The following is a 22694-nucleotide window of genomic DNA, read 5'->3' on the forward strand; positions in this document are numbered from 1 at the left end:
GTCGCGCAGAGAAGAAAAAAGATTTATGTCTATTGAGGAAATCAGAGTTTATGGTACTGTTCAAGGTGTAGGATTTCGCCCTACTGTGTATCGCTTGGCGAAAGCTTGCGGGTTACGCGGGGAAGTTTTTAATGACGGTCAAGGTGTGTTAATTCGGGTATCTGGTAGTGATGAATCTATAACAAAATTTATTCAAAGATTGCAGGAAGAATGTCCACCTTTAGCAAGAATTAATCAACTGACGCGAACTCGTTATCAGGGTGAATTTAGCTTTAATGATTTTGTCATTTCTACTAGTGTTAGTAACGCTGTAAAAACAGCTATTACCCCTGATGCTGCTACTTGTCCGCAATGTCAATCAGACATTTTTAATCCTCTTAGCCGTTGGTATCGTTACCCCTTTACTAACTGTACTCATTGCGGTCCGCGCCTAAGTATTATTCGCGCCATTCCTTACGACCGAAATAATACCAGCATGGCTGCTTTTGCCATGTGTCCAGAATGTGCAAAGCAATACAACGATGTCGAAAACCGTCGATTTCACGCCCAACCTATTGCTTGCTATATCTGCGGTCCCCAAGTGACTTTAGAACGTGCAGATAATAAGCCGATTACTGCTTTCATGTTCTCCATGCTGGATGATATTGATGCTGTTTGTACCTTGTTGCAAAAAGGTAAAATTGTGGCAATTAAGGGGTTAGGTGGTATTCATCTTGCTTGCGATGCAACACAGGAAACAGCGGTGCAAAAATTGCGCGATCGCAAAAAACGTTACCATAAACCCTTTGCTTTAATGGCGCGAGACATAACAGTAATTGAAGAATATTGCACCCCCAGCACCAAGGAAAAAGAATTATTAGAAAGTCCCGCCGCACCGATTGTTTTAATGCGAGAAAAGGGACTAGGGACTGGGGACTGGGGACTAGAAAATAAAGAAATAAGGGGAGAACGCCAAATTGCGCTTTCCGTCGCACCTGGGCAAAATACTCTCGGTTTTATGCTACCTTATACGCCCTTACATCATCTAATTCTCAAACGAATGAATCGCCCGATTGTTTTAACAAGTGGCAATATTTCTGATGAACCGCAATGTATTGATAATGAAGAAGCGCGGCAAAAGTTAGGCAAAATTGCAGATTATTTTCTCTTACATGATCGTGAGATTGTTAACCGGGTAGATGATTCGGTGATACGGGTTGTCGGTGATAAAGTGCAAACAATTCGCCGCGCTAGAGGATACGCGCCAGCACCGATTAATTTACCACCAGGATTTAACAACGTTCCTCATATATTAGCAATGGGTAGCGAGTTAAAAAATACCTTTTGTCTATTGCGAAATGGACAAGCAATTCTCTCTCAGCATTTAGGAGATTTAGAAAACGCTGCTGCTTTTAACGCTTATCAAGATACGCTAAATTTATACTTAAATTTATTTGAGCATAAACCAGAAATTATATCTCTAGATTTACATCCGGAATATCTTTCAACAAAATTAGGTAAAGAACTAGCAGACGCTAATCAAATAAAAGTTTATAACATCCAGCATCATCACGCCCATATTGCCGCTTGCATGGCAGAAAATAATATTCCTCTAGATAGTAACCCTGTTTTAGGAATCGCTTTAGATGGACTGGGCTATGGCGAAGATGGTACACTCTGGGGCGGAGAATTTTTGTTAGCAGATTATCGTCAATTTAAGCGACTGGCAACATTTAAACCAGTGGCAATGATTGGAGGCACACAAGCAATTTATCAGCCTTGGCGTAACACTTATGCCCACTTGATATCAACCGATACTTGGGATAATTTAAAACAAAAATACGGTGAGTTAGAAATCTTACATTTTCTAGAAAATAAACCGCTGAAACTTCTCAATCAGCTAATCGAGAAACAGATAAACTCTCCCCAAGCTTCATCAGTCGGGCGTTTATTTGATGCAGTTGCTGCTGCTATCGGCATTTGTCGCGAAGAATGTAGCTATGAAGGACAAGCAGCGATCGCAATGGAAGCCTTAGTCGATATCCATAGCTTAAATAATCATGAAGAAACGCAAATATATCCTTTTAAACTTGACATTTTAGATAGTATTTATTGTATAGACCCATCTTCAATGTGGCAAGCCTTACTCCACGACTTGCAACAGCAGATTTCTCAACCTGTCATAGCTGCTAAATTTCACAAAAGTTTAGCTAACGCCATTGTAGAAATGGTTAAATATCTCCGTGGAGAAAATGTAATAAATGAAGTCATTCTCACCGGAGGAGTTTTTCAAAATAGTATTTTATTGCAGCAAGTAACTAAACGCTTAGAAGCATTGGAAATAAATGTACTAACTCACAGTTTAGTACCCTCAAACGATGGCGGTTTATCATTAGGGCAAGCTGTTATTGCAGCCGCTAAATTAATAAATCCATAAGTCATATTTTAAATACTCTCTCTTTTCTTCCTCTGTTCTCTCTGTGCCTCTGCGGTAGCCTGGGGCAAGCCGCTTGCGCGTCTACGTTTAAGGAAAATCAAAAATGTGTTTAGGAATTCCCGGTCAAATAATAGAAATAACCGACATAAATCAAAAACTAGCCCTTGTTAGCGTCGGTGGTGTAAAACGTCAAGTTAATATTGCTTGCATCGTTAACGAACAGCATCCTGCCGAATCTTGTGTTGGAGATTGGGTATTGGTTCATGTTGGCTTTGCTATGAATCGAATTAATGAAAAAGAAGCGGCGGAAACATTAAAGTTATTGGAAGAGTTAGCAGAAGTGATGGGTCAATAACAAGCGCTAAAGCGCTTACTACGAGTAAATTAATCTAAAATACAAAGTTAATATGAAATACGTTGATGAATTTCGCGAACCACAAAAAGCTGAAGCATTACTTCAGGAAATTGAAAGATTATGTCAAATATTAGGAAAGCCTATCAAATTAATGGAAGTATGCGGCGGTCATACCCATTCTATTTTTAAGTATGGCATTGAAGAAGTTTTGCCGGACACAATAGAATTAATTCACGGTCCGGGTTGTCCGGTATGTGTGATGCCAAAAGGGAGATTAGATGATGCGATCGCTATCTCCCAACATCCCAACGTCATTTTCACCACCTTTGGCGATGCGATGCGGGTTCCCGGTTCCACAACCAGCTTACTCCAAGCCAAGGCACAAGGCGCAGATATCCGCATGGTTTACTCTCCCCTAGATAGCCTGCAAATTGCTAAAGAAAACCCCGACAAAGAAATCGTCTTTTTCGCCCTTGGGTTTGAAACAACTGCCCCCAGCACTGCTTTTACCATCCTGCAAGCAGCATCCGCAAAAATTCACAACTTCAGCATGTTTTCTAATCACGTCCTCGTGATTCCCGCATTGGAAGCACTGCTAGATAATCCCGATTTACAACTCGATGGATTTATCGGTCCCGGTCATGTCAGCATGGTAATTGGCACAGACCCTTATCAATTTATTTCCCAACAGTATCATAAACCAATTGTTGTCTCCGGATTTGAACCTTTAGATATTTTTCAATCAATTTGGATGCTATTGCAGCAGCTAGTTGAAAATCGTTGTGAAGTTGAAAATCAATATAACCGAATCGTTGAAACACAGGGAAATATTGTTGCGATAGAAGCTATCAAAGAAGTTTTTACAGTACGAGAAAACTTTGATTGGCGCGGCTTGGGTGACATTCCCAACTCTGGCTTAAAAATTCGTCCAAAATATGGTCAATTTGATGCCGAACTTAAATTTACCATCCCTAACCTCAAAGTTGCTGACCATAAAGCTTGTAAATGTGGAGAAATTCTCAAAGGAGTATTGAAGCCTTGGGAATGCAAAGTATTTGGTACAGCTTGCACCCCAGAAACACCGATTGGAACTTGCATGGTTTCTTCTGAAGGTGCTTGTGCAGCTTATTACAAATATGGTCGCCTTTCTAAAGTTGCTAAGAAAAATATACCAGAAAAATCACAGGTAACAATATCTCAAAAACCTCTCCCCGCTTGCGGTAATTCTCGATAAAAAGGAGATTATATGCCATTTATCACAGTTCAAATTGCTAAAGGTCATTCTATTGAAAAAAAGCGCGAATTAGTTAAAGCCCTCACTGATACACTCGTTGCTACTTTGGGTTCTAAGCCTGAGTGGATTACAATTCATATTGATGAATTTGAAAGGGAAAATTGGGCGGTAGGGGGTCAATTACATTCTGATAAGCATAGCGGCAGACATACAGAGAAAGGCGTATAAACTTGTTTAGAGTCTTAAGTTTATCGTAGTAAGCGCTTTAGCGCTGAAGAAAGCGCTTCAGCGCTTACTACAAACTCAATAATATTTTAATATGAAACTTTCCCCCAATAACTCAGCACAAAATCCCCTATTTCAAAAAGTCCCTCGCCGAGGTAAACTGCGAGATACTCATATTACTCTCGCGCATGGTAGCGGTGGTAAAGCTATGCGCGATTTAATTGATGATATCTTTATTAGTAATTTTGATAATCCAATTCTCTCGCAATTAGAAGACCAAGCAAGTTTTAATTTAGCAAGTTTCACGCAACACGGAGATAGACTCGCTTTCACCACCGATTCTTATGTTGTAGATCCTTTATTTTTTCCTGGCGGTGATATAGGAGAATTAGCAATTTATGGTACTGTTAATGATTTAGCGGTGAGTGGTGCTAAACCTTTATATCTCACCTGTAGTGTTATTTTAGAAGAAGGATTACCTGTAGAAACATTGCGGTGTGTCGCTACAAGCATGAAAATAGCCGCACAGAAAACTGGCATACAAATTGTGACAGGTGACACGAAAGTGGTGCAGCGCGGTGCTGTAGATAAGTTGTTTATTAATACTGCTGGTATTGGCGTTATCCCAGCACAAGTTGCGATTTCGGCACACAATATTCAACCGGGAGATGCGATAATTATTAATGGTGAATTGGGCAATCATGGCGCTGCTATTTTAATTGCCCGTGGAGAATTGGCATTAGATACTGATATTGAAAGTGACTGTCAGCCATTGCATAATTTAGTTGAAACTATCCTTAATGTTTGTCCCGGAGTTCATGCAATGCGGGATGCAACACGCGGCGGTTTAGCTACAGTATTAAATGAATTTGCTGTTAGTTCAAATGTAGGAATTCGCCTGGATGAAAAGTCTATCCCAGTGCGTGAAGAAGTAAAAGGTGTGTGCGAAATTTTAGGTTTAGATCCGTTGTATTTGGCGAATGAAGGTAAGTTAGTTGTAGTGGTGAGAGGTGATAATGCTGACACTGTTTTATCAGCTATGAAGTCTCACCCAGCCGGAAAAGATGCTTGTATCATCGGTGAAGTTATTTCCTCGCCTTTGGGAATTGTATTATTAAACACTATTTTCGGTGCTGAACGCATTGTTGATATGCTTGTGGGCGATCAGCTACCACGAATTTGTTAAGTTATGATGATGATTTCATATAATTTATTAAGTTTTTATATAGATATTTGTAGTCAATCGGACTTTTTCATCAAAAGGCTATTGATAGGATTTGTGAAAGATAAGCAATCAAAAGTTAGTTTTTCGGTGAATTAAGTAATTTTTTTATTAATTATACAAGTTTAATGTATAATCCCGTACCTAATTTTTTTGGTGCGTTACACTGCGTTAACGCACCCTACATCTGATTTTAAAAAAGAGCGATCGCTTGAGTTTTATGCACGAAATAGGAATTACTCAAAATGTCGTAGCAATTGTAGCTGAATACGCCAATGGTGCAAAAGTGCGACGAGTATTATTAGAAATTGGCAAGCTTTCAGCTATTATGCCTGATGCCGTATCTTTTTGTTTTGATGTTTGTTCTCAAAATACAGTTTTAGAAGGGGCAATATTAGAAATATTGCAAATTCCCGGTTTGGCAATATGTCGTCAATGTGGTGCAGAAATTCCTTTAGAAAAGCCCTTTGGTGTCTGTAATTGTGGAAGTAAGCAACTAGATTTAATAGCTGGCGAAGAATTAAAAATTAAGGAAATAGAGGTAGATGAAGTATGTGTGTAACTTGCGGCTGTTCTGATGATGCTGAAGCTAAAGTTTCTAATTTGCAAACGGGTACAGTAATGACAATTCAGCCTGAAAGTGAAACTCACCACCATCATACTCATGTGTTACCTGATGGTAAGGTAATTACTCATTCTCACAGTCACGAACCTGTTACTGAAACCCATCACTATCATACTCATGTGTTACCTGATGGCGTTACGCATTCTCACAGTCACGATATTAATGAAGTATCTCAAATTCATGCCAAAATACATGGCAGAACTATATCATTAGAACATGAAATTTTAGGAAAAAATAATTTGATAGCTGCCCAAAATCGCGGCTGGTTTAAAGGCAGAAATATTCTGGCATTAAATTTAGTCAGTTCTCCGGGTTCGGGAAAAACAACTCTCTTAACTCGCACAATCAATGATTTAAAACAGCAGTTATCTCTTAGTGTAATTGAAGGCGATCAAGAAACTACTAATGATGCGGAAAAAATCAAAGATACAGGCTGCAAAGTTGTCCAAGTAAATACGGGTAGCGGCTGTCATTTGGATGCAGCAATGGTAGAACAAGGTTTGCAACAACTCAATCCACCTTTGGACTCGGTAGTGATGATTGAAAATGTTGGCAATCTTGTTTGTCCGGCTTTATTTGATTTGGGAGAACAGGCAAAAGTTGTAATATTATCGGTGACAGAAGGAGAAGATAAACCGATAAAATATCCCTATATGTTCCGCGCTAGTGAGATAATGATTTTAACAAAAATTGATTTGCTGCCTTATGTGAAGTTTGATGTGCAACGCTGCATAGAATACGCCAAGCAAGTCAATCCGCAAATTCAGATTTTTCAAGTTTCGGCGCAGACTGGAATTGGTTTAGATAATTGGTATGAGTGGCTATCCAAAAAAGCTATTAGCCATTAGCTATTAGTTTACAACCAACAGCTAACAGCGTTGTCTCAAAGCCAATCTCGATAAGCTGAGATTTCGTTGACGCTAATTTCAAACGCACCCCCTTTACCAAATGGGGGATAAACGCGGATGTTAGCGTTACTAGAAAATCGCTCAAGTCGATTGCCAAATTGAGGGATGTTACTGACTATATGCCAGTAAGATACTATGTCAGGACTGTCAATTACCAAGGTCAAACTATCGGCATTTGTGGTGATGTACCAGTGACAATTAGATAGTAATGTTCGGGTAATGCGATCGCACGCTTGATAAAAGCATCTGCCAGTAGATTGTTCTAACTCTTGATGCAGCATTTTATCAAGTTTTGTCACCTCTGTTGGTGGTAAATCATCCGCAGGCAGTGAAGATGGTTTACACATAATTTTGCACCTCCTGGTTGTAGCGAGTCAAACTCTCTAGGTTTTTTTGCAAGTCAAAAGACGAGGGTTTGAGTGTCAGCGTGCCTATATTTAATTCATCCTGAAATTTTTTGATTTTGTCGCGACAAGTAGCCACATCACCAATAATTGAATTCTCAATCAAATAGTCTTCATCAAAACAAATGTTGTCGCGGTCAAATGATTTGACTTTTTGATTGAGGCTGCCTTGCATAAGTTGGGCAGAATTGGCTTTCATTTTCAGGCTGTATTTGCGGATAAAAGGCATCGCTTCATTCACCGCTTCATCGTATGTCTTGGCAGCAAAAAAGAAGCGTGCCAGCATGAGATTTTCAGCACCGCTGGAATTTAAGGCACGATATTTGGCAACAGTATTCTTCAATCTATTCAGTGAAAACGGCGGTCCCCCCATCAAACCGAAAAAATGTTTTGCAGCAAAGGCTACCCCGTCATCATCGCCAGTTGCTACAAACACGGGAATTTTCGGTTGCAATGGTTTCGGGTAAATTGTCAACTTTGCACATTGATAATATTGCCCGTTAAAGGTGACATCCCTTTCATATAACAACTGTTGAATCATCGCCATTGCTTCTAACATTTTCGGGCGAGATTCACTTGTTGCTGTGGCAAAATGCTTGTTTTGTTGCGGAAACGGTCCACCTTTGGCAATTCCAAATATCAACCGACCGCTACATAAATTATCCAATGTAGCAATATCTTCCGCTACTCGAATCGGGTTATGAAACGCCAGCAACACCGCTCCAGTTCCTAATCGAATTGTGGAAGTAACGCCTGCTAAATGCGCCAGCAAGACTAACATTGATGAACTGATATTCAATTCATTGAAATGATGTTCGCTCACCCAGGCTTCGTTAAAGCCGAGGTATTCGGCGTGTTTCACCAGCGCGACTTGTTCAAAAATAGCGCGATGGGCATCCTGATAGGGATTTTCATAATTACAAAACAGTCCAATTTTCATGGCGATCGCTATTATTTCTAAGTTGCGACCCAATGCAAATCTAACCACAAGCGTGGATGTGCCTGCTTTAGTTTTGACATCGGATCGCGTAGCAGTCGTGAGGCATTCAAAAACACCACCTGAACTAACCCCATGTTGTCTGCTACTTCTCTAAGTACATCTTTTTTAGCTTGCACATAAGTCAATATTTCCGCAGAGCAATAAATCCCTATGTATTGCAAGCGTTTAGGAGGTCGTCCCCAATAACAGGTGATGACTTTCACATAACAGCCGTCTAACAATTCCCCTAATTGTGGGTAATAATTTTCTACGACTCTGATGAATTCTTTGGCTAGGATATCTTCAGTAATCATTACAAAACATATTTTCGTAGCGCTCATCACATAACTTAATATAACATACTTCTTGTCAACCAGAGTTGACAAGAAAGGCATTTTTTATTAATGTTTTATAATTACAATAAAACAATAGGAGGTATGCTTTTAGCAATACCTCCTATCAATTTGATATAGCACCCAAGCTTTTTTTAAACTTGCCTGTAACTGGAAAATTCATCAAATGTAGCGCCAATCCAGCCAAGGCAGTTAAATAATTTAAATTGATTGTTTTCGCAAAACATCAGAATTGCCAGATGGAAAATTTATGATTCAAAATTTTCACTCATAACAATCATTAATTGTGATTACCGAGCATTACGCTCTGACACCAAAACCTCTGCTACCAATTCTGGCAAATCCATGAGGTCAACATATCCATCTGAACCACGCATAGGAGAGATAAATGTATAGTTTGGGTCACACTCTCCATTGTCGTAAACTTGAATAAACCACCTATCAGGAAATCCGGCGATGCCAAGTTCTACAATGTACCAAGACTCGCCAATCAAACGAGAGTTAAAGATTGTAAACCACTCTCTATTTGGTTCGGAAATGTTCCAATCTGCCATCAGGAACTCTAACGCGATTTGTCCGGCATCTATTGAAGTCAATAGCATTTCTACTCCTTATTTGAAACTTCAGGATACAATCCTAATTCCTTCGCTAGCTCACGCGCAACAAAAAATAAAAACTCGGCACCATCTTGATTTCCTTCGTGAGCAAACATAGTTCCTACTTGCATCATTGTCTGCACCAAGCCAGCATCAATTAATTCTGGCTCTTGCTGTAAAACTTCTGGTTCCTGACCGTTAGGACACTTAAGTAGCTTATCAATTAAATCAAAATACAGGTTTTGGCGTTGTTCTTGAGTTTGTTCTGTCATGATTACTTTTGTTGATGCGCGAATTGTTTATTGCTCGATGCTTTGCTGCCAAAGTCTTTCTAACATTTCTATCTGTTCTTGCAAAACCGCAGCTCGATATACAAGATACCTATCGTAGAAAAGAATTACCAAGCCAACACAAATAGGGAAAAATAAGAAAAACCATTCCAACATAGTGGCAATTTTATATTGCTCAACAGTAGTTAGTATTTCTTGGGCAGGATTGGATTTTGTATCTTCTTGCTTAGTAGTTAATAACCTTTGTTGCAGTGCTTCGTCAGCAGTATCTGTACCAATTTGATTAACTGCATAAGTTGAATTCTTTATTTCTAATAATTCGATATGTCGTCCCCAAATTATGCCAAATACCACTACCCCTGGAGAAAGCACTGCTAAAGTTACTAAGCAAACTGTGATAATATTTACAATTCTGGATCTCATCTTGACTAAAGAAGTATGAAGTGTAAAGGATGAAGGATGAAGGATGAAGTTGGGACAAGTTTTATAAATATGAAGGATAAAGGATAAAATATCATTCATGTTTTATCCTTCATACTTTAGACTTTAGTATGGGTGGGGTAATTTTATACTTCATACTTCATACTTCAGCCTTCAGGTTGACTCTTCGTTGCAAGGCAGTATCTACCCAGTGAGCAAATATTTTTTACGATTTATACAAGCACTAAGCTTTGGCAAATAAAAGTCTGGCTGAAGCGTGCAAAATATAAATATCCGAAGTAAGAAAGCACTACTGACAGGAGTGACGCATATCTTTCCCTTATCTACAACAGGGGGTTAAGAAGTCCCCCCTCGTTCTTTAGGTTTGCACCATCAGAATGTCGGGGGGTAGAGGGGAATCTCTGCGTAAATCCTATAAGTTTTATATCAGTCGTCTCTGCACACAACTATTTATCTGTGTGGATTAAGATTATTAAATTAATTAGATTTGTACTCAAAGCCTGCAATTCTTATCTGATAAGACTTATAAAAATTTTTTGGGGTATGGGTACTAGTATTTTTGGGTTGGGGTACTAGTATTTACGCTCTGGGGGTTCTAGCATTTTTGTACTCAACATCAAACCCATCCAGGCTTTGATTAAAGACTGTTTTTGAGCTAATTTCACACAAGAGAAAGTTTGTACTCAAAGCAAATCATATTACTTGGTAAATATACACGCAATTAACTTAAAATGAATCAAGAAAACATTAATATTACATGAAATATTTGCGTCTATTATCTAGAGAATTTTAAAAATCATCTAAACACTACAGAAATAACCTCCATTGATTTATAAAATACTTTGTTAATAAGCCAGAGTTGTTAAAGCGACGAACAATTACCACTGGCATCGCACAACTCAACAGCCCGATTCTCACTCAACCCTTGCCCACTTTAAGTGAGTCTGCTCAAAGATTTGAAATTTTATGGGTGAGTTAAAGTATATAATTTATATATGTTTATACATACACTTGCGTTCTTAGGTGCAACTTACATTAACAACTCATTCAAAGAAAAAAGTTAGTAAATTCAAATCGTGACACACATATAGACCACTAACTGTAAGAAAATAAAATGTGTGACACTTTACTTAAGTTTAGAATTTTAGGAGTTAATTCGTGCGGATAGCTAAAGACGTAACAGAACTTATTGGACGGACTCCTTTAGTTGCTCTGAATAAGATCCCCCAAGCTGAAGGATGTGTAGCCCGAATTGTCGCGAAGCTGGAAGGAATGAACCCAGCCTCTTCAGTCAAAGACCGCATCGGCATCAGCATGGTGCAGCAGGCAGAAACAACAGGCTGGATTACGCCAGGAAAAACCATTTTAGTTGAGCCGACCTCTGGTAATACGGGGATTGCACTCGCAATGGTGGCAGCAGCGCGTGGCTACAGTTTGATTTTAACCATGCCAGAAACGATGAGTTTAGAAAGACGCGCCATGCTACGCGCTTATGGTGCTTCTTTGGAGTTAACTCCAGGGGCAGAGGGAATGCGAGGCGCAATTCGCAAAGCGGAGGAAATTGTCGCTAAAACTCCTAATGCTTTTATGCTGCAACAGTTTCGCAACCCAGCAAATCCAAAAATTCACCAAGAAACTACCGCCGAAGAAATTTGGGAAGATACAGACGGGGAAGTGGATATTCTCATTGCTGGGGTAGGTACCGGCGGGACGATTACTGGAGTTGCCGAAGTAATTAAAAAGCGCAAGCCAAGTTTTCAGGCGATCGCTGTTGAACCCAGCAATAGCCCCGTCCTCTCTGGTGGTGAACCAGGACCGCATAAAATTCAAGGCATTGGTGCCGGATTTGTCCCCACTATTCTCCGTACCGAACTGATTGACGAAATAATTAAAGTCAGCGACGATCAAGCGATGGCTTATGGGCGACGTCTGGCGAAAGAAGAAGGATTGTTATCTGGTATCTCCTCCGGTGCTGCTTTGTATGCAGCAATTCAGGTTGCTAAACGTCCAGAAAACGCCGATCGCTTAATCGTCATGATTCAGCCTTCCTTTGGCGAACGCTACCTCAGCACCCCCATGTTCCAAAACTTGGAAGCCGAACCTGCGGCTGTCCGTTAGGGGGATTTGGGAGACAGGGGGGATGGGGGGACAAGGAGGACAAGGAAGACAAGGGGGAGTAATAACTCCTAATTCTTAACTCCTAACTCTTAACTCCCCACTCCCCCACTCCCCCACTCCCCCACTCTTCCTAATGGTTACACTTACCTTGCTTGTGGTGTTGATTATCGTGACCGTGGGCACAGCCTTGTAGGTCTTGGTTCATGAGTTTTTCGCTCATTTCCTGGAGGGACTCATCCGCAGCGGTTAAACCAATCCAAGCATTGATTTTTTCCACATCGAAACCGGCTTCGCGGCGATCGCCTACTTGAATTAAAGGACGGCGAATTAACAGCGGATCGCGCAGCATCAATATTAAAGCAGTTTGTGCGTCTAATTTTTCTGGATCTACCTCACCGGATTTTACCGCTGGGGCAGCGCGGTTTATCCACTCAACCACAGGGCGATCGCCAAAAAATGAGCGCAAACGCTCAACCGTCCAAGGTTCAGTTAACAGATTATACGGCACAACTTCATGACCTGCGGCTGTCAGCAGAGTTTTCTGTTTCGTATTGTTTTTGCAGCCTGGTTTTTCATAGAAAATTACTCTTGCCATTGGATTATCTCCTTAATAATTAGATAGATTAGGACTTACGCATTCTCTTTTGCTCTGTTGATGTTCTTGGCAGTGCGTTCAAGCCATTATCTCGAATGCATTACGTAAGTGATATGGATATAGCAATCCTATCTAATTTGGAAAAAAGACTTTTAAGAAACGAACCGCAGAGGCACAGAGAGAACAGAGAAAGAGGAAGAGAGAGTTTTACGCTCTTATTTGGGATTGCTATATAAACAAAAATCAGTTTAATAGATAGTTACTACCCTAGTTAAATTTTAATTAATATAATTAAAATTTTGCTATTAATAGTTATTAATATATATTTTTAAAACTTTTTCGCCGTCTGACTAACTATGTCAAACTCAAATCTTTCTTTGGGGTCAGTTTCGCCATAAATATTAAAAGTAACAGTTGGTTCATCACCCACCGCTTCTACGCTATGAATTGCATCGGGAGTAAAGCTTATAATATCCCCTGGTTCTAAAGTTATCTCCCCTGTAGTTTCAATTTTATCTGGAAATTCTGCACTAGGACTGCGTTGCCAACAAGTAGTTTTTTCTTGTCCTTTTAATACTGCTACTACTCCCCAAGTTCCGTGGTTGTGAATTGATGATTTTATTCCTGGTAAAAATGTTACTATTTGTACAGTTAAAGGAAAACCTAATTCATCATATAAAAGTAAAACAGAAGTTCCATTTTCTGGAGAAGGCTGTAATTTTTTACTTTGCACCCAATAGGAATTAGTAATCAATCGCCTTACCAACATCCGAATTTCTGGAAGGCGACTTGATTCGTCGTCAACGTTATTAAGAACATCTTCTAGCTCAGTTATAAACCGATACAGGCGATAATTATCTCTTAATAAATCCCATTCTCTGGCTGATTTACATGCTAGATACTGACCGTCTCCAGTTACAAGCCAATCTTTATTTTTCATAACTGAAAGTTGATAGTGGTTAGTTGTTGTGTTACTCAGTCCTTGTCATGCGGACTTTAGTTGTATAGCCCTAGTCTTTTAGATTGTTCGCGTAGCGTGCGCTTGGCGCAGGGTGAATATTTATTCTTCATCTTCTTCGGCTGGGCGTGTCAAAATATCAAGTATAAGTCCCCCACCAAATTCTTTTTTATCATCAACTTCTTTGATTCTGGCACTTATTTCTTTAGCTTGTTCTATTTCTCCCAGCTTTGCTAATACTAGTCCAGAAGCGGCGTAAGCGGTTAAATATAGCCGAATTGAGGGGTTATCTTTACGACTAACTAATACTGCCTTCAGTTGTTGCCAATCATCAGGTAGTTTTTCGTAATTATGAATTTTATTTATAACTTTGACTGCCATTTGCAGTGCTAGTAGATAATTATTTTTATAGTAAAAATATCTATATGCGGCGACTAAAACCTCTAGATTATCTTCTGTTTTAGCTAAAGCTTGCTGCATATACTTTTCTGATTCGGCGGTATTTTCCCAGCTTTTCGCGGCTAATATCAATAAATTCTTGATATCTTCTGGAACTTGAAACCATGAGAATGTTTTTGAGCCAGCTTTCATAAAATAACTTTGGGAATGGGTAATTGGGAATGGGTAATTGGTAATGGGTAATGGGGAAATAAATAGGAAAAGGAAAAGAATTATTACTACGTTCCTACTCTTAATTACCACGTTACCCCCAATTTCCAATTCCCAATTACCTATTACCGATTACCGATTTAAAACAAGGTGAGAATGTACAACAGCGAGAAGAGAACAATCCAGATGATGTCTACAAAGTGCCAGTATATTTCTGCCATTTCAATACCAACGTGCTTGGTAGCAGAATAGTGACCGGGACGACGCGATCGCCACAATACACCTAAAATTAATAACAGTCCCACAAATACGTGCAAACCGTGGAATCCTGTCATTAAATAAAAACAGTTGGAAAATACGTTGGTCGTCATGCCGTATCCTAAAGTTAGATACTCAACAACCTGACCAAGTAAGAAAACTGCTCCCATAATTGCGGTGATGATGTACCACCGCTGCATTCCTTTGACATCATTCCTTTTAATTGCTGCGTCACCAAAGTGAATGACGAAACTACTAGAAACGAGAATGATAGTGTTAATTGTCGGCAATAAAAGCTCTACTTCGGTGTTTTCTGGGGGCCAAACTTCCGTTATTCCTCGAAAGAACAAATAAGCCGCAAAAAAGCCGCCAAACATTAAAGATTCAGAAGCAAGAAAGGTCAATAATCCTAATACTCGCAAATCTTGATGTTCGCTGTGTTCTGCGTGATGTTCTGCATTTGATGTTGCGATCGCCATATTGTTGCAGCTTGAATAAATTTCCAAAAAGAAATCGTAATAAGCGCTATAAGCGCTTACTACAATTGACTAAGCACTAACTTCCGTCGCAGTAGATGGCGGCAGTTCAGCGCTATGATCTATGCCGTAGTCGTAGGGACCGTGAGTGACAACGGGCAATACTTCCCAGTTTTCTACTATTGGTGGTGAACTGGTTGTCCATTCTAAAGTCAAACCTTGCCAAGGATTATCACCTGCCTTGGGTCCAGCAATCCAACTCCAAATGACGTTGATGGTGAAGGGAATCACTGAAGCTGCCAATACAAAAGCACCAACAGTACAAATCTGATTCAGGCTGACAAATTGCGGATCGTACATGGCAACTCTTCGAGGCATTCCTTGCAAACCCAACTCATGCATCGGCAAAAATGTCAGATTAGTGCCAATGAAGGTGAGGACGAAGTGAATCCGACCCCAAGTTTCATTCATCATCCGTCCGGTCATTTTCGGGAACCAATGGTAAATGCCAGCGTAAATACCGAATACGGAACCGCCAAACAATACATAGTGGAAGTGCGCCACTACATAATATGTGTCGTGTACGTGAACATCAAAGGGGGCTGTTCCCATCGTCACACCGCTTAATCCGCCCATGACAAACATGGATAGCAAGCCAATGGCGAATAGCATCGCGGTGGTGAAGCGGATTTTACCACCCCAAAGCGTAGCAACCCAACCGAAAATCTTCACACCGGTAGGAACAGCCACGATGAGGGTGGAGATGGTGAAGAACATCCGCATCCAACCGGGTGTACCACTGGTAAACATGTGGTGTACCCAGACAAACAAACCGACAACGCAGATTGCTACGCTGGAATAGGCGATCGCCTTATACCCAAAAATCGGTTTGCGGGCATGTACTGGTATCACTTCGGACATAATGCCGAAAATTGGCAGAATCATCAAATAAACTGCCGGGTGCGAATAAAACCAGAACAAATGTTGGTAAATTACCACATTACCGCCAGCATCTGGTTTAAAGAAGGAAGTACCAAAGTTGATATCAAACAACAACAGCACTAAACCAGCCGCTAATACAGGTGTGGAAAGAAGCGCCAAAATAGCGGTTGCTAAAGTTGCCCAACAAAATAAGGGAACTTGATCCCATCTCATGCTGGGGACTTTCATCTTCAAGATGGTGATGACAAAGTTCACCGAACCCAAAATTGAGGAAGTTCCCACCAAGACGATCGCTAAAATCCACATCGATTGTGCGGTGTTAGCGGTAACTAAACTTAAAGGTGGGTAAGCAGTCCAGCCAGATTGCGAACCGCCAAAAAAGAAACTACCAAGCAGTAATGCACCTGCTGGTGGATTCAACCAAAAGGCGATCGCATTCAACTTCGGGAAAGCCATATCTCTAGCACCAACCATCAATGGCACCAGATAATTACCAAATCCCCCAATTGCACTCGGTACAATCCACAGAAAAATCATGATTGTTCCATGATTCGTCATGAAAGCGTTGTACAAATTCGGGTCGAGGAGGTCTGCATCCGGTGTCGCTAATTCTGCACGCATAGCAACAGCCATTAGTCCCCCGATGAGATAGAAGACAAATGCTGTAACTAGATATTGGATGCCAATAACTTTATGGTCAACATTAAACGTGAAGTAGTCGTACCATTTCCACGCTTGAGGATGGATCGTATGGGCACTCACCAATTGATTTTTATTGTCTTCGTGTGGAGTATTCGGTGGAAATTCTACTTTGGTCATAATTTTTCCTTTGTTGCTTGTTAGTTGTTAGTTGATAGTTGTTGGTGAGCCAGTGCGTTGGGCGGCTCTGCCGACTTGAAGCACCTGGCGAACCCGAAGGGTTGTTAGTTGTTAGTTAATAGTTGACACTAACCACTAACTATTAACCACTAACCACTAACCACTATCCACTAACTAATGACTCATAGACTCTAGAGTTAGTGAACTAATCCCCATATCATCAGCGTAGGGAGCAAGAAACTCTGAAGTTGATAACTCAGCTGGTTTAACTGCCACAGCTTGATTGAGTTCTTGCTTTTGAGCAACTTTGTTTTCTGTCAGCCAACTATTGTATTCTTCTGGTGTTTCTACAATTACTTGCGATCGCATTGAACCGTGATAGCCACCGCATAATTCTGTACAAACTATCGGATATGTACCCGTTTTAGTAGCGACGAATCGCAATTGAGTAGGGATACCGGGAATTGCGTCTTGCTTCAATCTAAATTGCGGTACCCAGAATGAGTGAATTACATCTTGTGCTGACAAGTTGAGTTGGACGTCAGCACCGACTGGAATGTGTAATTCTCCAGAATTAACACCACTTTCGGGATAGTTAAATATCCAAGCAAACTGCATCCCGGTAACATCAACAACTAAGTCGGCAACTTTGCCTTGTTCAGCCGGAGTTCCGCCAATACCTACTTTTCGCGCTCCTGCGGGTGGTACTGGTACTTCCAATTCCGTTGCTGAGGCGTCACTCAATGTAGCTGCGAGTGCGGTTCCCGGCATCTGAGCAACATGAGATGGAGAATGGCTATGAGCCATCATATGTCCGGGTGCTTCAATTCCACCCATGCGCGTAAACACATCAACACTGTATATTCCCAAGCACAGGACAATGATTGATGGAATTGCCGTCCAAAAAACTTCTAAAGGAAGATTGCCCTCAATATGGACACCATCTGTATCATCACCTTTACGGCGACGATATTTAACCACAAAAATTAAGATGGTTCCTTCTACTACCAAAAACAGAGCGATCGCAATGCTGAACATGATGTTGAAAAACCCGTCCACCAAAGGCGCTTGTGCTGAAGCTTGCACCGGCAGTAAACTATGGTTTTGACCAAGCCAGATGCTTAAAACTGTGACGAATGCCCCAGCAACTAAAGTTAATAATGAAACAGGAATTTCTTGCATACATACCTGCTGTGTACAACATCGTGTTTGTGTGATTTTCTTTCTTTTTACCCCAGGATTCATATCCTGTATTGATGTATATCCTAGGCAGGAAAGAGAATAGTTTTCTCGCTTGTGAGAGCATCACAACAAGCAGATTTTTTTGCTTTCACCTATATATTTTCTCTATTTATTATAGAGAATCCGGGAAAAATCTCTATATTTCTTAATATATTTTGTCCGGCAAAGCTACAACAAAATTTTTGCTTATAGTTAATCTCATTTCCGCTTAATTAAGAGCAACCGTCGTAGAGAGGTTCCAGACCGAATGTCTCTACAATATGTGTCTCAACGCCGGACATGATACAACAAGCATTCACAAATCAACTCTCAGTAAAAAAAATAAGGATGAAGTTAAACTCGCGAATTAATTCGCTCAATCATACAGATTTATTTTTTCATCCTTTTGCCTTTATCACCACTGATATAGGCTATATTAGCAGCAAGTTTAAATTTGTTAATGGCTGACATTTTCCCATTTATGGATTGTTCTACTGCTAACTTTTTGCGTAGTTCCGGTAAATATCCAGCATTCCCCTCTTCAGTGTAGAAGGCGATCAACGCAATGCCGCATCTCAAGTTTATGAATGTACTCAAAAATGGATTGATTGGAATCAACCACTATTTGGGCTAGAAATATTTACAATTGAGTTCTTTAAATACGACATCGGTCAAATTCAAATAGCCCTTGTAGACATCGGTGGAAAAGTTCGTAATTTGAGTACTGTTGCAAGAGAGTTTAAAGTTGTGTCTCAAACATGGGACAGCTTCATCAGTAATTTAGACGACTTCCAAGAACACCTGCTGAGAGGGATGCATTAGCTAGCCCAGACAATAGGGGCTGATGGTTTCTATTTACTTGATGCCATTTACTCCCAAAGAGCACCGATTGGAGAGCGATTTTTTTTCGGGGGAGATGGAACTGGGAATACGGTAAGATGACTCAATGTGAGGTTGAGCCAACAGAAAATTTTCAACCTAGCTTATCGATTCCGAATCCAATAGCCAACAACATAGCTCCCAAGAAAATTATTGAAATGCCAACAAGTTGTTTGAAAGTATATCGAGATTCCATTTCGTTTATTACGTCATAGATGATCTGATGGAATACCTTTATAAAACTCCATTCCTTGTAGGGAAGTTGTGCAAAAGCATTCGATAAAAATAGTTATTTAAGTTTATCAAATACCTTCAAAAATAACAATAATCCTAAGAGTAACAAAACTATTCCAATAATTATAATTACTACATCCATCATCATTGTTGTTCCTTACTTTTTTTTTTCTTTTTTGCCAGTCCAATACTTACTAGTACACCACCAAGAGTGGTAATTACTACGCCTAAGACCTGCTCAACTGAAAAATGACTGCTAGATTGATCCACCTGGCCTTCAAGTTGAGCTAATAATTTAGAAATTTCTATTTGCTGTGCCTTTATATCTCTCTTTTGCTCATCGTCAAGCACAGCATATGCATTACGCTTCAGCAAACTCTCAATGAATTCATTCAATCGCCTTTCTCTCATAAGGCTCTTAATCCTTTCCTTATAGCGTTCCCTTGATATTTCAGTTTGAATATTGTCATAAACAGGCAAACCCAGGATATTCTTAATAGCTTGCCCCAAGTTAGGTATATCCCTGTATCCTTCACCATCAAAGAACACCGCAAAGACCTTAGAGGCTTTATCAATTATTTCTTGCCGAATTATATCAGACTCATTTGCTACCATTCGCGTTCTTCCACTCTTGCTTGAATTAATTGTTCTTTTAAGCACTCAAACAGAAAAAACTAGTCTTTCTATTCTTTAAGTATCTCCTTTTTTATTCTTATTATTTGTCCTTCGTTACTAACGAAGCAAGAGCCATACCCACGAGAGTGATCCCAGCAAGAGTAACTATTCCAGCGGCAGCAACTATGTCACCCGCAACCTTTGCTCCCGTTGAAGCTACCGCCTTGGTAGTATCTATAAAAGATCGATCTGACTTCCTTTCTTCCGCTTTTGCGTTGTTCAGCTGAACTATTAATTCTAGAATTTTGTGGCAGTCTTGGTCTATTGTTTCCTTTATGCTATCGCCAAGCAGCTGATAGCTGCGTTCTTCTGGTAATCCTTTAATAAAGTCTCCTAAACGTCCCAAATTTAGAAGCTTTTCGATCACCAGCCTATACTGTTTACTAATCTCCGATGATATATGGCGGTCAATTGAATTATAAATCTCGAACCCCAAAATATTCTTAATGGAATCAATTAGATCCCTTATACCTTGGTGTTCCTTGGGGTCAAAGATGTCTCCAAAAACACGCTCAGTTATCGATATTATCTCTTTGTGAATTTTCATTGTTGAATTCTTCAAAGTTTCAGTAGATTCGTTTTCCATTTTAATTATTCCTCATTTTGTTGAATATCATATTACCTAACACAACTCTTATAAGCAAAAAGTAGTAATTCTAACTATTTATATCCTTATTAATGTTTTTTACTATTTATCTAAACTGTTTAGCAAGCTAATAATTTCTTTGTGTACCGCCACTACATTTTTCTTTTCTTTGCTACCAAGGTTCTCAATCTCATCCTTCAGTAGAACCTCAATAAATTCATCTAATCGCCCTTTATTGATAAGTTTTTCAACAAATTCCCTATAGCTTGTTTTTGATAATTCAACATAAATTAGGTTGTAAAACTTTACTCCTAGTATGGACTTAATTGATACCAATAGCTTTGGTATACCAACATTTTCTTCTTCAGCAAAAATTTTCGCAAAAATATTAGAGGTTTTAGTAATTATTTCTCGCCGAACGGCATTGGAATTATTAGGTGATATTAAAGAACTAAAGACTCCTTCTTTTTTCTCACTATTCTGTTGAGGTAGATATATTAATTCTGGAGCCATCTTATTGTTAAGAATCTTAATCAGTTCATTCAATGGTTCAGTTTCATCAACAGTTCGATGGAATTGTAAATAACGTCTTGATGCTAATAATGCCTGTTCTTTAGGTAGATCCTCAACACCAGGCAACAAAATTGGAATGATACGCAGATTACTTTTTGCAGAAAACATGATCAACGCATCTAGCTCCCAAAATCCTTGAAATTTTCCAAAGCCTTCTGAACCCACAAAGAATGCAAAGTTCCGAGATTGAAGAATGCCATGTAGCACTTTGGTTGGAATAGGATCACCCGGATGAATCTGCTCTTCATCAATCCAAGGATTCAAACCTTGTTGTTTAAGTTCTTGAGCAATGACTCTAACTTGTGGCTTATCCTTGCTATTGTGAGCAAAGAAAACATCGAACTGTTGGTTGTCTGTCATCATAGAACACTCCTTACCTATTCACTTACTTATGGCATTGTTTACCTGACAAACCTACTTAGCCTTTGCTGAACTTAGGGTTAGGGGCTATAAATGGCTGGGCGTTGCATAATTGAAGTATGAATCCAAGCGATCGCAATGCAATGTCCAAGGTGTGGATCAACTCATATACGCAAGAACGGCAGAAAATATGGTAAACAAAATAACATATGTGTGATTTGTGGTCGTCAATTTATTGATTCTTAGGAACAGCAAGGTTATTCAGAATAAATTCGCAGTGAATGTCTAGAAATGTTTGAACAAAGCTCAAGCTGACGCTAAATCTTTTTGCTACTTATCGTTGAGAGCCTTCTGCGTTGTTGTATGCATTCATCACTTTTTGACGGAGGTCGGTGGAGTAAGCTTTCATCGCAGATGCACTTTAAAATGACTTTCTGCATTCTCCCATACTGTATTTAACTCAACTGAGAACCGCTATAGAAGGAGAATGGCACGCTTGTTAAGATACAGCCCTTTCCCTGACTGGTTCCCAGCCTGGGAGGCTTTGCCTCCACCTTTCTTGACGAGAGGCACAGTCAAGGGTTAAATACATTCCCAGCCTTAAGGCTGGGAACGAGCCGACACAAGGCTTTGGGCTTAACAAGCGTGTCATTCGGCTTAAGCAGGTGTGCATTCCGATGAGGTTTAGCAAGCGCATTTTCCGGCAATAGCGCTTGAAAAAAGCGCAGAAACCTTAACTTACTAAGGCAACATGGGTGTAGCAATTCTTTGGACAAATTCTTGCACAAGCCTCACAACCAACACAGTTTTCTGGATTAGCCACTGTCATTATTTTCCGTTCGATTTCATCATCATCTTCATCTTCTACAAATTCGCCTTCTTCGTTTAGCGCTGCCAAAGATAGTACATTATGCCCGCAAATTTTAAAGCATCTGCCACAGCCAATGCACTTTTCTTGATCGATATCTTGAGCAAATTTAGGTGTCCAAGTTTTACCGCCAAATGTCAAGCCTGTTAGTTGTGCCATGAATCTACCTCAGCAATTTTGCTTACTAATCTATTTGAACTCTTATTCTCATCCTAACTTAATCTTAATTAGCTGGCTTTATTATTCACAAATGATTATTTTCTCTATCAATTTTTGATGACTTTTACTTAATATTTGGATTTTTTTAAGTTATTTGAAACTTTCTAGTTGAAACTTTTTACCAATAATTTAAATTAGACGTTGACTGATATCATGCTTGTATAGCCTGATTCTGCTGATTTGAGGTGAGACGCAAGATTTATCAGAGCAATCGATTGCTGAAGACTTAAATTCCTTATTTACTGATAAATAGAAA

At 39.7% G+C, this 22694-nt stretch carries 25 protein-coding genes and 1 pseudogene; 9 read left to right on the top strand and 17 right to left on the bottom strand.

Annotation, left to right across the window (positions count from 1 at the left end):
- The first annotated feature begins 25 nt into the window (after positions 1–25).
- From hypF to hypB, 7 genes are all read left to right on the top strand, one after another.
- Entirely contained in the window at positions 26–2416 is a 2391-nt protein-coding gene (gene hypF, locus AABK37_RS09295; protein ID WP_432551286.1) for a carbamoyltransferase HypF, read from the top strand.
- 103 nt (positions 2417–2519) lie between these two features.
- The gene (locus tag AABK37_RS09300; protein WP_432551287.1) at positions 2520–2771 is read left to right on the top strand and encodes a HypC/HybG/HupF family hydrogenase formation chaperone; all 252 of its coding nucleotides are present in this window, start codon (positions 2520–2522) and stop codon (positions 2769–2771) included.
- A gap of 52 nt (positions 2772–2823) precedes the next feature.
- On the top strand, positions 2824–4005 hold the full coding sequence (hypD, locus tag AABK37_RS09305; protein WP_432551288.1) for a hydrogenase formation protein HypD: 1182 nt from the start codon (positions 2824–2826) through the stop codon (positions 4003–4005).
- Positions 4006–4017: 12 nt separating this feature from the next.
- Positions 4018–4233 (top strand): tautomerase family protein, encoded by a 216-nt coding sequence (locus tag AABK37_RS09310; protein ID WP_029637665.1) that lies wholly within the window; start codon positions 4018–4020, stop codon positions 4231–4233.
- A 91-nt stretch (positions 4234–4324) separates the two neighbouring features.
- Positions 4325–5416: a hydrogenase expression/formation protein HypE gene (gene hypE / locus AABK37_RS09315; protein ID WP_432551289.1), complete on the top strand. Its 1092-nt coding sequence runs from the start codon at positions 4325–4327 to the stop codon at positions 5414–5416.
- 256 nt (positions 5417–5672) lie between these two features.
- The gene (locus AABK37_RS09320; protein ID WP_432551290.1) at positions 5673–6014 is read left to right on the top strand and encodes a hydrogenase maturation nickel metallochaperone HypA; all 342 of its coding nucleotides are present in this window, start codon (positions 5673–5675) and stop codon (positions 6012–6014) included.
- Positions 6005–6925: a hydrogenase nickel incorporation protein HypB gene (gene hypB, locus AABK37_RS09325; RefSeq protein WP_432551291.1), complete on the top strand. Its 921-nt coding sequence runs from the start codon at positions 6005–6007 to the stop codon at positions 6923–6925. Before AABK37_RS09320 ends, hypB begins: the two co-directional genes overlap by 10 nt.
- 35 nt (positions 6926–6960) lie before the next feature.
- On the opposite strand, the gene AABK37_RS09330 is transcribed toward hypB, so the two are convergent.
- The 6 genes from AABK37_RS09330 to AABK37_RS09355 form a co-directional block, all read right to left on the bottom strand.
- Positions 6961–7332: a hypothetical protein gene (locus AABK37_RS09330; RefSeq protein WP_432551292.1), complete on the bottom strand. Its 372-nt coding sequence runs from the start codon at positions 7330–7332 to the stop codon at positions 6961–6963.
- The gene (locus AABK37_RS09335) at positions 7325–8329 is read right to left on the bottom strand and encodes an LLM class flavin-dependent oxidoreductase (RefSeq protein ID WP_432551327.1); all 1005 of its coding nucleotides are present in this window, start codon (positions 8327–8329) and stop codon (positions 7325–7327) included. Before AABK37_RS09335 ends, AABK37_RS09330 begins: the two co-directional genes overlap by 8 nt.
- A gap of 17 nt (positions 8330–8346) precedes the next feature.
- Positions 8347–8682: a hypothetical protein gene (locus AABK37_RS09340; protein WP_039754174.1), complete on the bottom strand. Its 336-nt coding sequence runs from the start codon at positions 8680–8682 to the stop codon at positions 8347–8349.
- A gap of 329 nt (positions 8683–9011) precedes the next feature.
- Complete coding sequence (locus AABK37_RS09345) at positions 9012–9323, bottom strand: hypothetical protein (protein WP_039753328.1); 312 nt, start codon at positions 9321–9323, stop codon at positions 9012–9014.
- Positions 9324–9325: 2 nt separating this feature from the next.
- The gene (locus AABK37_RS09350) at positions 9326–9589 is read right to left on the bottom strand and encodes a hypothetical protein (protein WP_432551293.1); all 264 of its coding nucleotides are present in this window, start codon (positions 9587–9589) and stop codon (positions 9326–9328) included.
- Between the two features lie 27 nt (positions 9590–9616).
- The gene (locus tag AABK37_RS09355; RefSeq protein ID WP_432551328.1) at positions 9617–10030 is read right to left on the bottom strand and encodes a hypothetical protein; all 414 of its coding nucleotides are present in this window, start codon (positions 10028–10030) and stop codon (positions 9617–9619) included.
- Positions 10031–11206: 1176 nt separating this feature from the next.
- Here AABK37_RS09355 and cysK point away from each other — a divergent pair.
- Positions 11207–12166: a cysteine synthase A gene (cysK, locus tag AABK37_RS09360; protein ID WP_432551294.1), complete on the top strand. Its 960-nt coding sequence runs from the start codon at positions 11207–11209 to the stop codon at positions 12164–12166.
- A 130-nt stretch (positions 12167–12296) separates the two neighbouring features.
- On the opposite strand, the gene AABK37_RS09365 is transcribed toward cysK, so the two are convergent.
- The 10 genes from AABK37_RS09365 to AABK37_RS09410 form a co-directional block, all read right to left on the bottom strand.
- Positions 12297–12761, bottom strand: a complete 465-nt coding sequence (locus AABK37_RS09365; RefSeq protein WP_432551295.1) for an ArsC/Spx/MgsR family protein — start codon at positions 12759–12761, stop codon at positions 12297–12299.
- Positions 12762–13089: 328 nt separating this feature from the next.
- Positions 13090–13701, bottom strand: a complete 612-nt coding sequence (locus tag AABK37_RS09370) for a cupin (RefSeq protein ID WP_432551296.1) — start codon at positions 13699–13701, stop codon at positions 13090–13092.
- Positions 13702–13821: 120 nt separating this feature from the next.
- Entirely contained in the window at positions 13822–14310 is a 489-nt protein-coding gene (locus tag AABK37_RS09375; RefSeq protein ID WP_432551297.1) for a hypothetical protein, read from the bottom strand.
- Between the two features lie 158 nt (positions 14311–14468).
- Entirely contained in the window at positions 14469–15065 is a 597-nt protein-coding gene (locus AABK37_RS09380) for a cytochrome c oxidase subunit 3 (RefSeq protein ID WP_432551329.1), read from the bottom strand.
- Positions 15066–15134: 69 nt separating this feature from the next.
- Positions 15135–16823, bottom strand: a complete 1689-nt coding sequence (gene ctaD / locus AABK37_RS09385; RefSeq protein WP_432551298.1) for a cytochrome c oxidase subunit I — start codon at positions 16821–16823, stop codon at positions 15135–15137.
- A gap of 174 nt (positions 16824–16997) precedes the next feature.
- Entirely contained in the window at positions 16998–18005 is a 1008-nt protein-coding gene (locus tag AABK37_RS09390; RefSeq protein ID WP_432551299.1) for a cytochrome c oxidase subunit II, read from the bottom strand.
- Positions 18006–18434: 429 nt separating this feature from the next.
- A complete protein-coding gene (locus tag AABK37_RS09395; RefSeq protein ID WP_432551300.1) occupies positions 18435–18662 on the bottom strand; it encodes a hypothetical protein in 228 nt (75 codons plus the stop codon).
- Positions 18663–19301: 639 nt separating this feature from the next.
- Positions 19302–19772 (bottom strand): hypothetical protein, encoded by a 471-nt coding sequence (locus AABK37_RS09400; protein ID WP_432551301.1) that lies wholly within the window; start codon positions 19770–19772, stop codon positions 19302–19304.
- Positions 19773–19872: 100 nt separating this feature from the next.
- Positions 19873–20418 carry a hypothetical protein gene (locus AABK37_RS09405; RefSeq protein WP_432551302.1) on the bottom strand — a complete coding sequence of 182 codons (546 nt, stop codon included), beginning with the start codon at positions 20416–20418 and terminating at the stop codon, positions 19873–19875.
- A gap of 102 nt (positions 20419–20520) precedes the next feature.
- Positions 20521–21354, bottom strand: a complete 834-nt coding sequence (locus AABK37_RS09410; RefSeq protein ID WP_432551303.1) for a TIR domain-containing protein — start codon at positions 21352–21354, stop codon at positions 20521–20523.
- Positions 21355–21489: 135 nt separating this feature from the next.
- Between AABK37_RS09410 and AABK37_RS09415 the strand changes: the two are divergent.
- A pseudogene (locus AABK37_RS09415) lies at positions 21490–21591 on the top strand (IS1/IS1595 family N-terminal zinc-binding domain-containing protein); the annotation flags it as partial.
- Between the two features lie 493 nt (positions 21592–22084).
- On the opposite strand, the gene fdxB reads toward AABK37_RS09415, so the two are convergent.
- Complete coding sequence (gene fdxB / locus AABK37_RS09420; RefSeq protein WP_432551304.1) at positions 22085–22378, bottom strand: ferredoxin III, nif-specific; 294 nt, start codon at positions 22376–22378, stop codon at positions 22085–22087.
- Positions 22379–22694 lie beyond the last annotated feature (316 nt).

The sequence above is a fragment of the Tolypothrix sp. VBCCA 56010 genome, from assembly GCF_050875635.1.
Lineage (GTDB): Bacteria > Cyanobacteriota > Cyanobacteriia > Cyanobacteriales > Nostocaceae > Hassallia.

Excerpts from the sequence above, each read along its gene's own strand:
- ctaD (WP_432551298.1), bottom strand. The coding sequence starts at position 16,823 with ATGACCAAAGTAGAATTTCCACCGAATACTCCACACGAAGACAATAAA.
- AABK37_RS09300 (WP_432551287.1), top strand. The coding sequence starts at position 2,520 with ATGTGTTTAGGAATTCCCGGTCAAATAATAGAAATAACCGACATAAAT.
- AABK37_RS09340 (WP_039754174.1), bottom strand. The coding sequence starts at position 8,682 with ATGATTACTGAAGATATCCTAGCCAAAGAATTCATCAGAGTCGTAGAA.
- AABK37_RS09390 (WP_432551299.1), bottom strand. The coding sequence starts at position 18,005 with ATGCAAGAAATTCCTGTTTCATTATTAACTTTAGTTGCTGGGGCATTC.
- AABK37_RS09320 (WP_432551290.1), top strand. The coding sequence starts at position 5,673 with ATGCACGAAATAGGAATTACTCAAAATGTCGTAGCAATTGTAGCTGAA.
- hypF (WP_432551286.1), top strand. The coding sequence starts at position 26 with ATGTCTATTGAGGAAATCAGAGTTTATGGTACTGTTCAAGGTGTAGGA.
- AABK37_RS09410 (WP_432551303.1), bottom strand. The coding sequence starts at position 21,354 with ATGATGACAGACAACCAACAGTTCGATGTTTTCTTTGCTCACAATAGC.
- AABK37_RS09355 (WP_432551328.1), bottom strand. The coding sequence starts at position 10,030 with ATGAGATCCAGAATTGTAAATATTATCACAGTTTGCTTAGTAACTTTA.
- AABK37_RS09330 (WP_432551292.1), bottom strand. The coding sequence starts at position 7,332 with ATGTGTAAACCATCTTCACTGCCTGCGGATGATTTACCACCAACAGAG.
- AABK37_RS09345 (WP_039753328.1), bottom strand. The coding sequence starts at position 9,323 with ATGCTATTGACTTCAATAGATGCCGGACAAATCGCGTTAGAGTTCCTG.
- AABK37_RS09405 (WP_432551302.1), bottom strand. The coding sequence starts at position 20,418 with ATGGAAAACGAATCTACTGAAACTTTGAAGAATTCAACAATGAAAATT.
- hypE (WP_432551289.1), top strand. The coding sequence starts at position 4,325 with ATGAAACTTTCCCCCAATAACTCAGCACAAAATCCCCTATTTCAAAAA.
- AABK37_RS09375 (WP_432551297.1), bottom strand. The coding sequence starts at position 14,310 with ATGAAAGCTGGCTCAAAAACATTCTCATGGTTTCAAGTTCCAGAAGAT.
- AABK37_RS09365 (WP_432551295.1), bottom strand. The coding sequence starts at position 12,761 with ATGGCAAGAGTAATTTTCTATGAAAAACCAGGCTGCAAAAACAATACG.
- AABK37_RS09380 (WP_432551329.1), bottom strand. The coding sequence starts at position 15,065 with ATGGCGATCGCAACATCAAATGCAGAACATCACGCAGAACACAGCGAA.
- AABK37_RS09370 (WP_432551296.1), bottom strand. The coding sequence starts at position 13,701 with ATGAAAAATAAAGATTGGCTTGTAACTGGAGACGGTCAGTATCTAGCA.
- AABK37_RS09310 (WP_029637665.1), top strand. The coding sequence starts at position 4,018 with ATGCCATTTATCACAGTTCAAATTGCTAAAGGTCATTCTATTGAAAAA.
- fdxB (WP_432551304.1), bottom strand. The coding sequence starts at position 22,378 with ATGGCACAACTAACAGGCTTGACATTTGGCGGTAAAACTTGGACACCT.
- AABK37_RS09335 (WP_432551327.1), bottom strand. The coding sequence starts at position 8,329 with ATGAAAATTGGACTGTTTTGTAATTATGAAAATCCCTATCAGGATGCC.
- AABK37_RS09400 (WP_432551301.1), bottom strand. The coding sequence starts at position 19,772 with ATGGTAGCAAATGAGTCTGATATAATTCGGCAAGAAATAATTGATAAA.
- hypB (WP_432551291.1), top strand. The coding sequence starts at position 6,005 with ATGTGTGTAACTTGCGGCTGTTCTGATGATGCTGAAGCTAAAGTTTCT.
- hypD (WP_432551288.1), top strand. The coding sequence starts at position 2,824 with ATGAAATACGTTGATGAATTTCGCGAACCACAAAAAGCTGAAGCATTA.
- AABK37_RS09350 (WP_432551293.1), bottom strand. The coding sequence starts at position 9,589 with ATGACAGAACAAACTCAAGAACAACGCCAAAACCTGTATTTTGATTTA.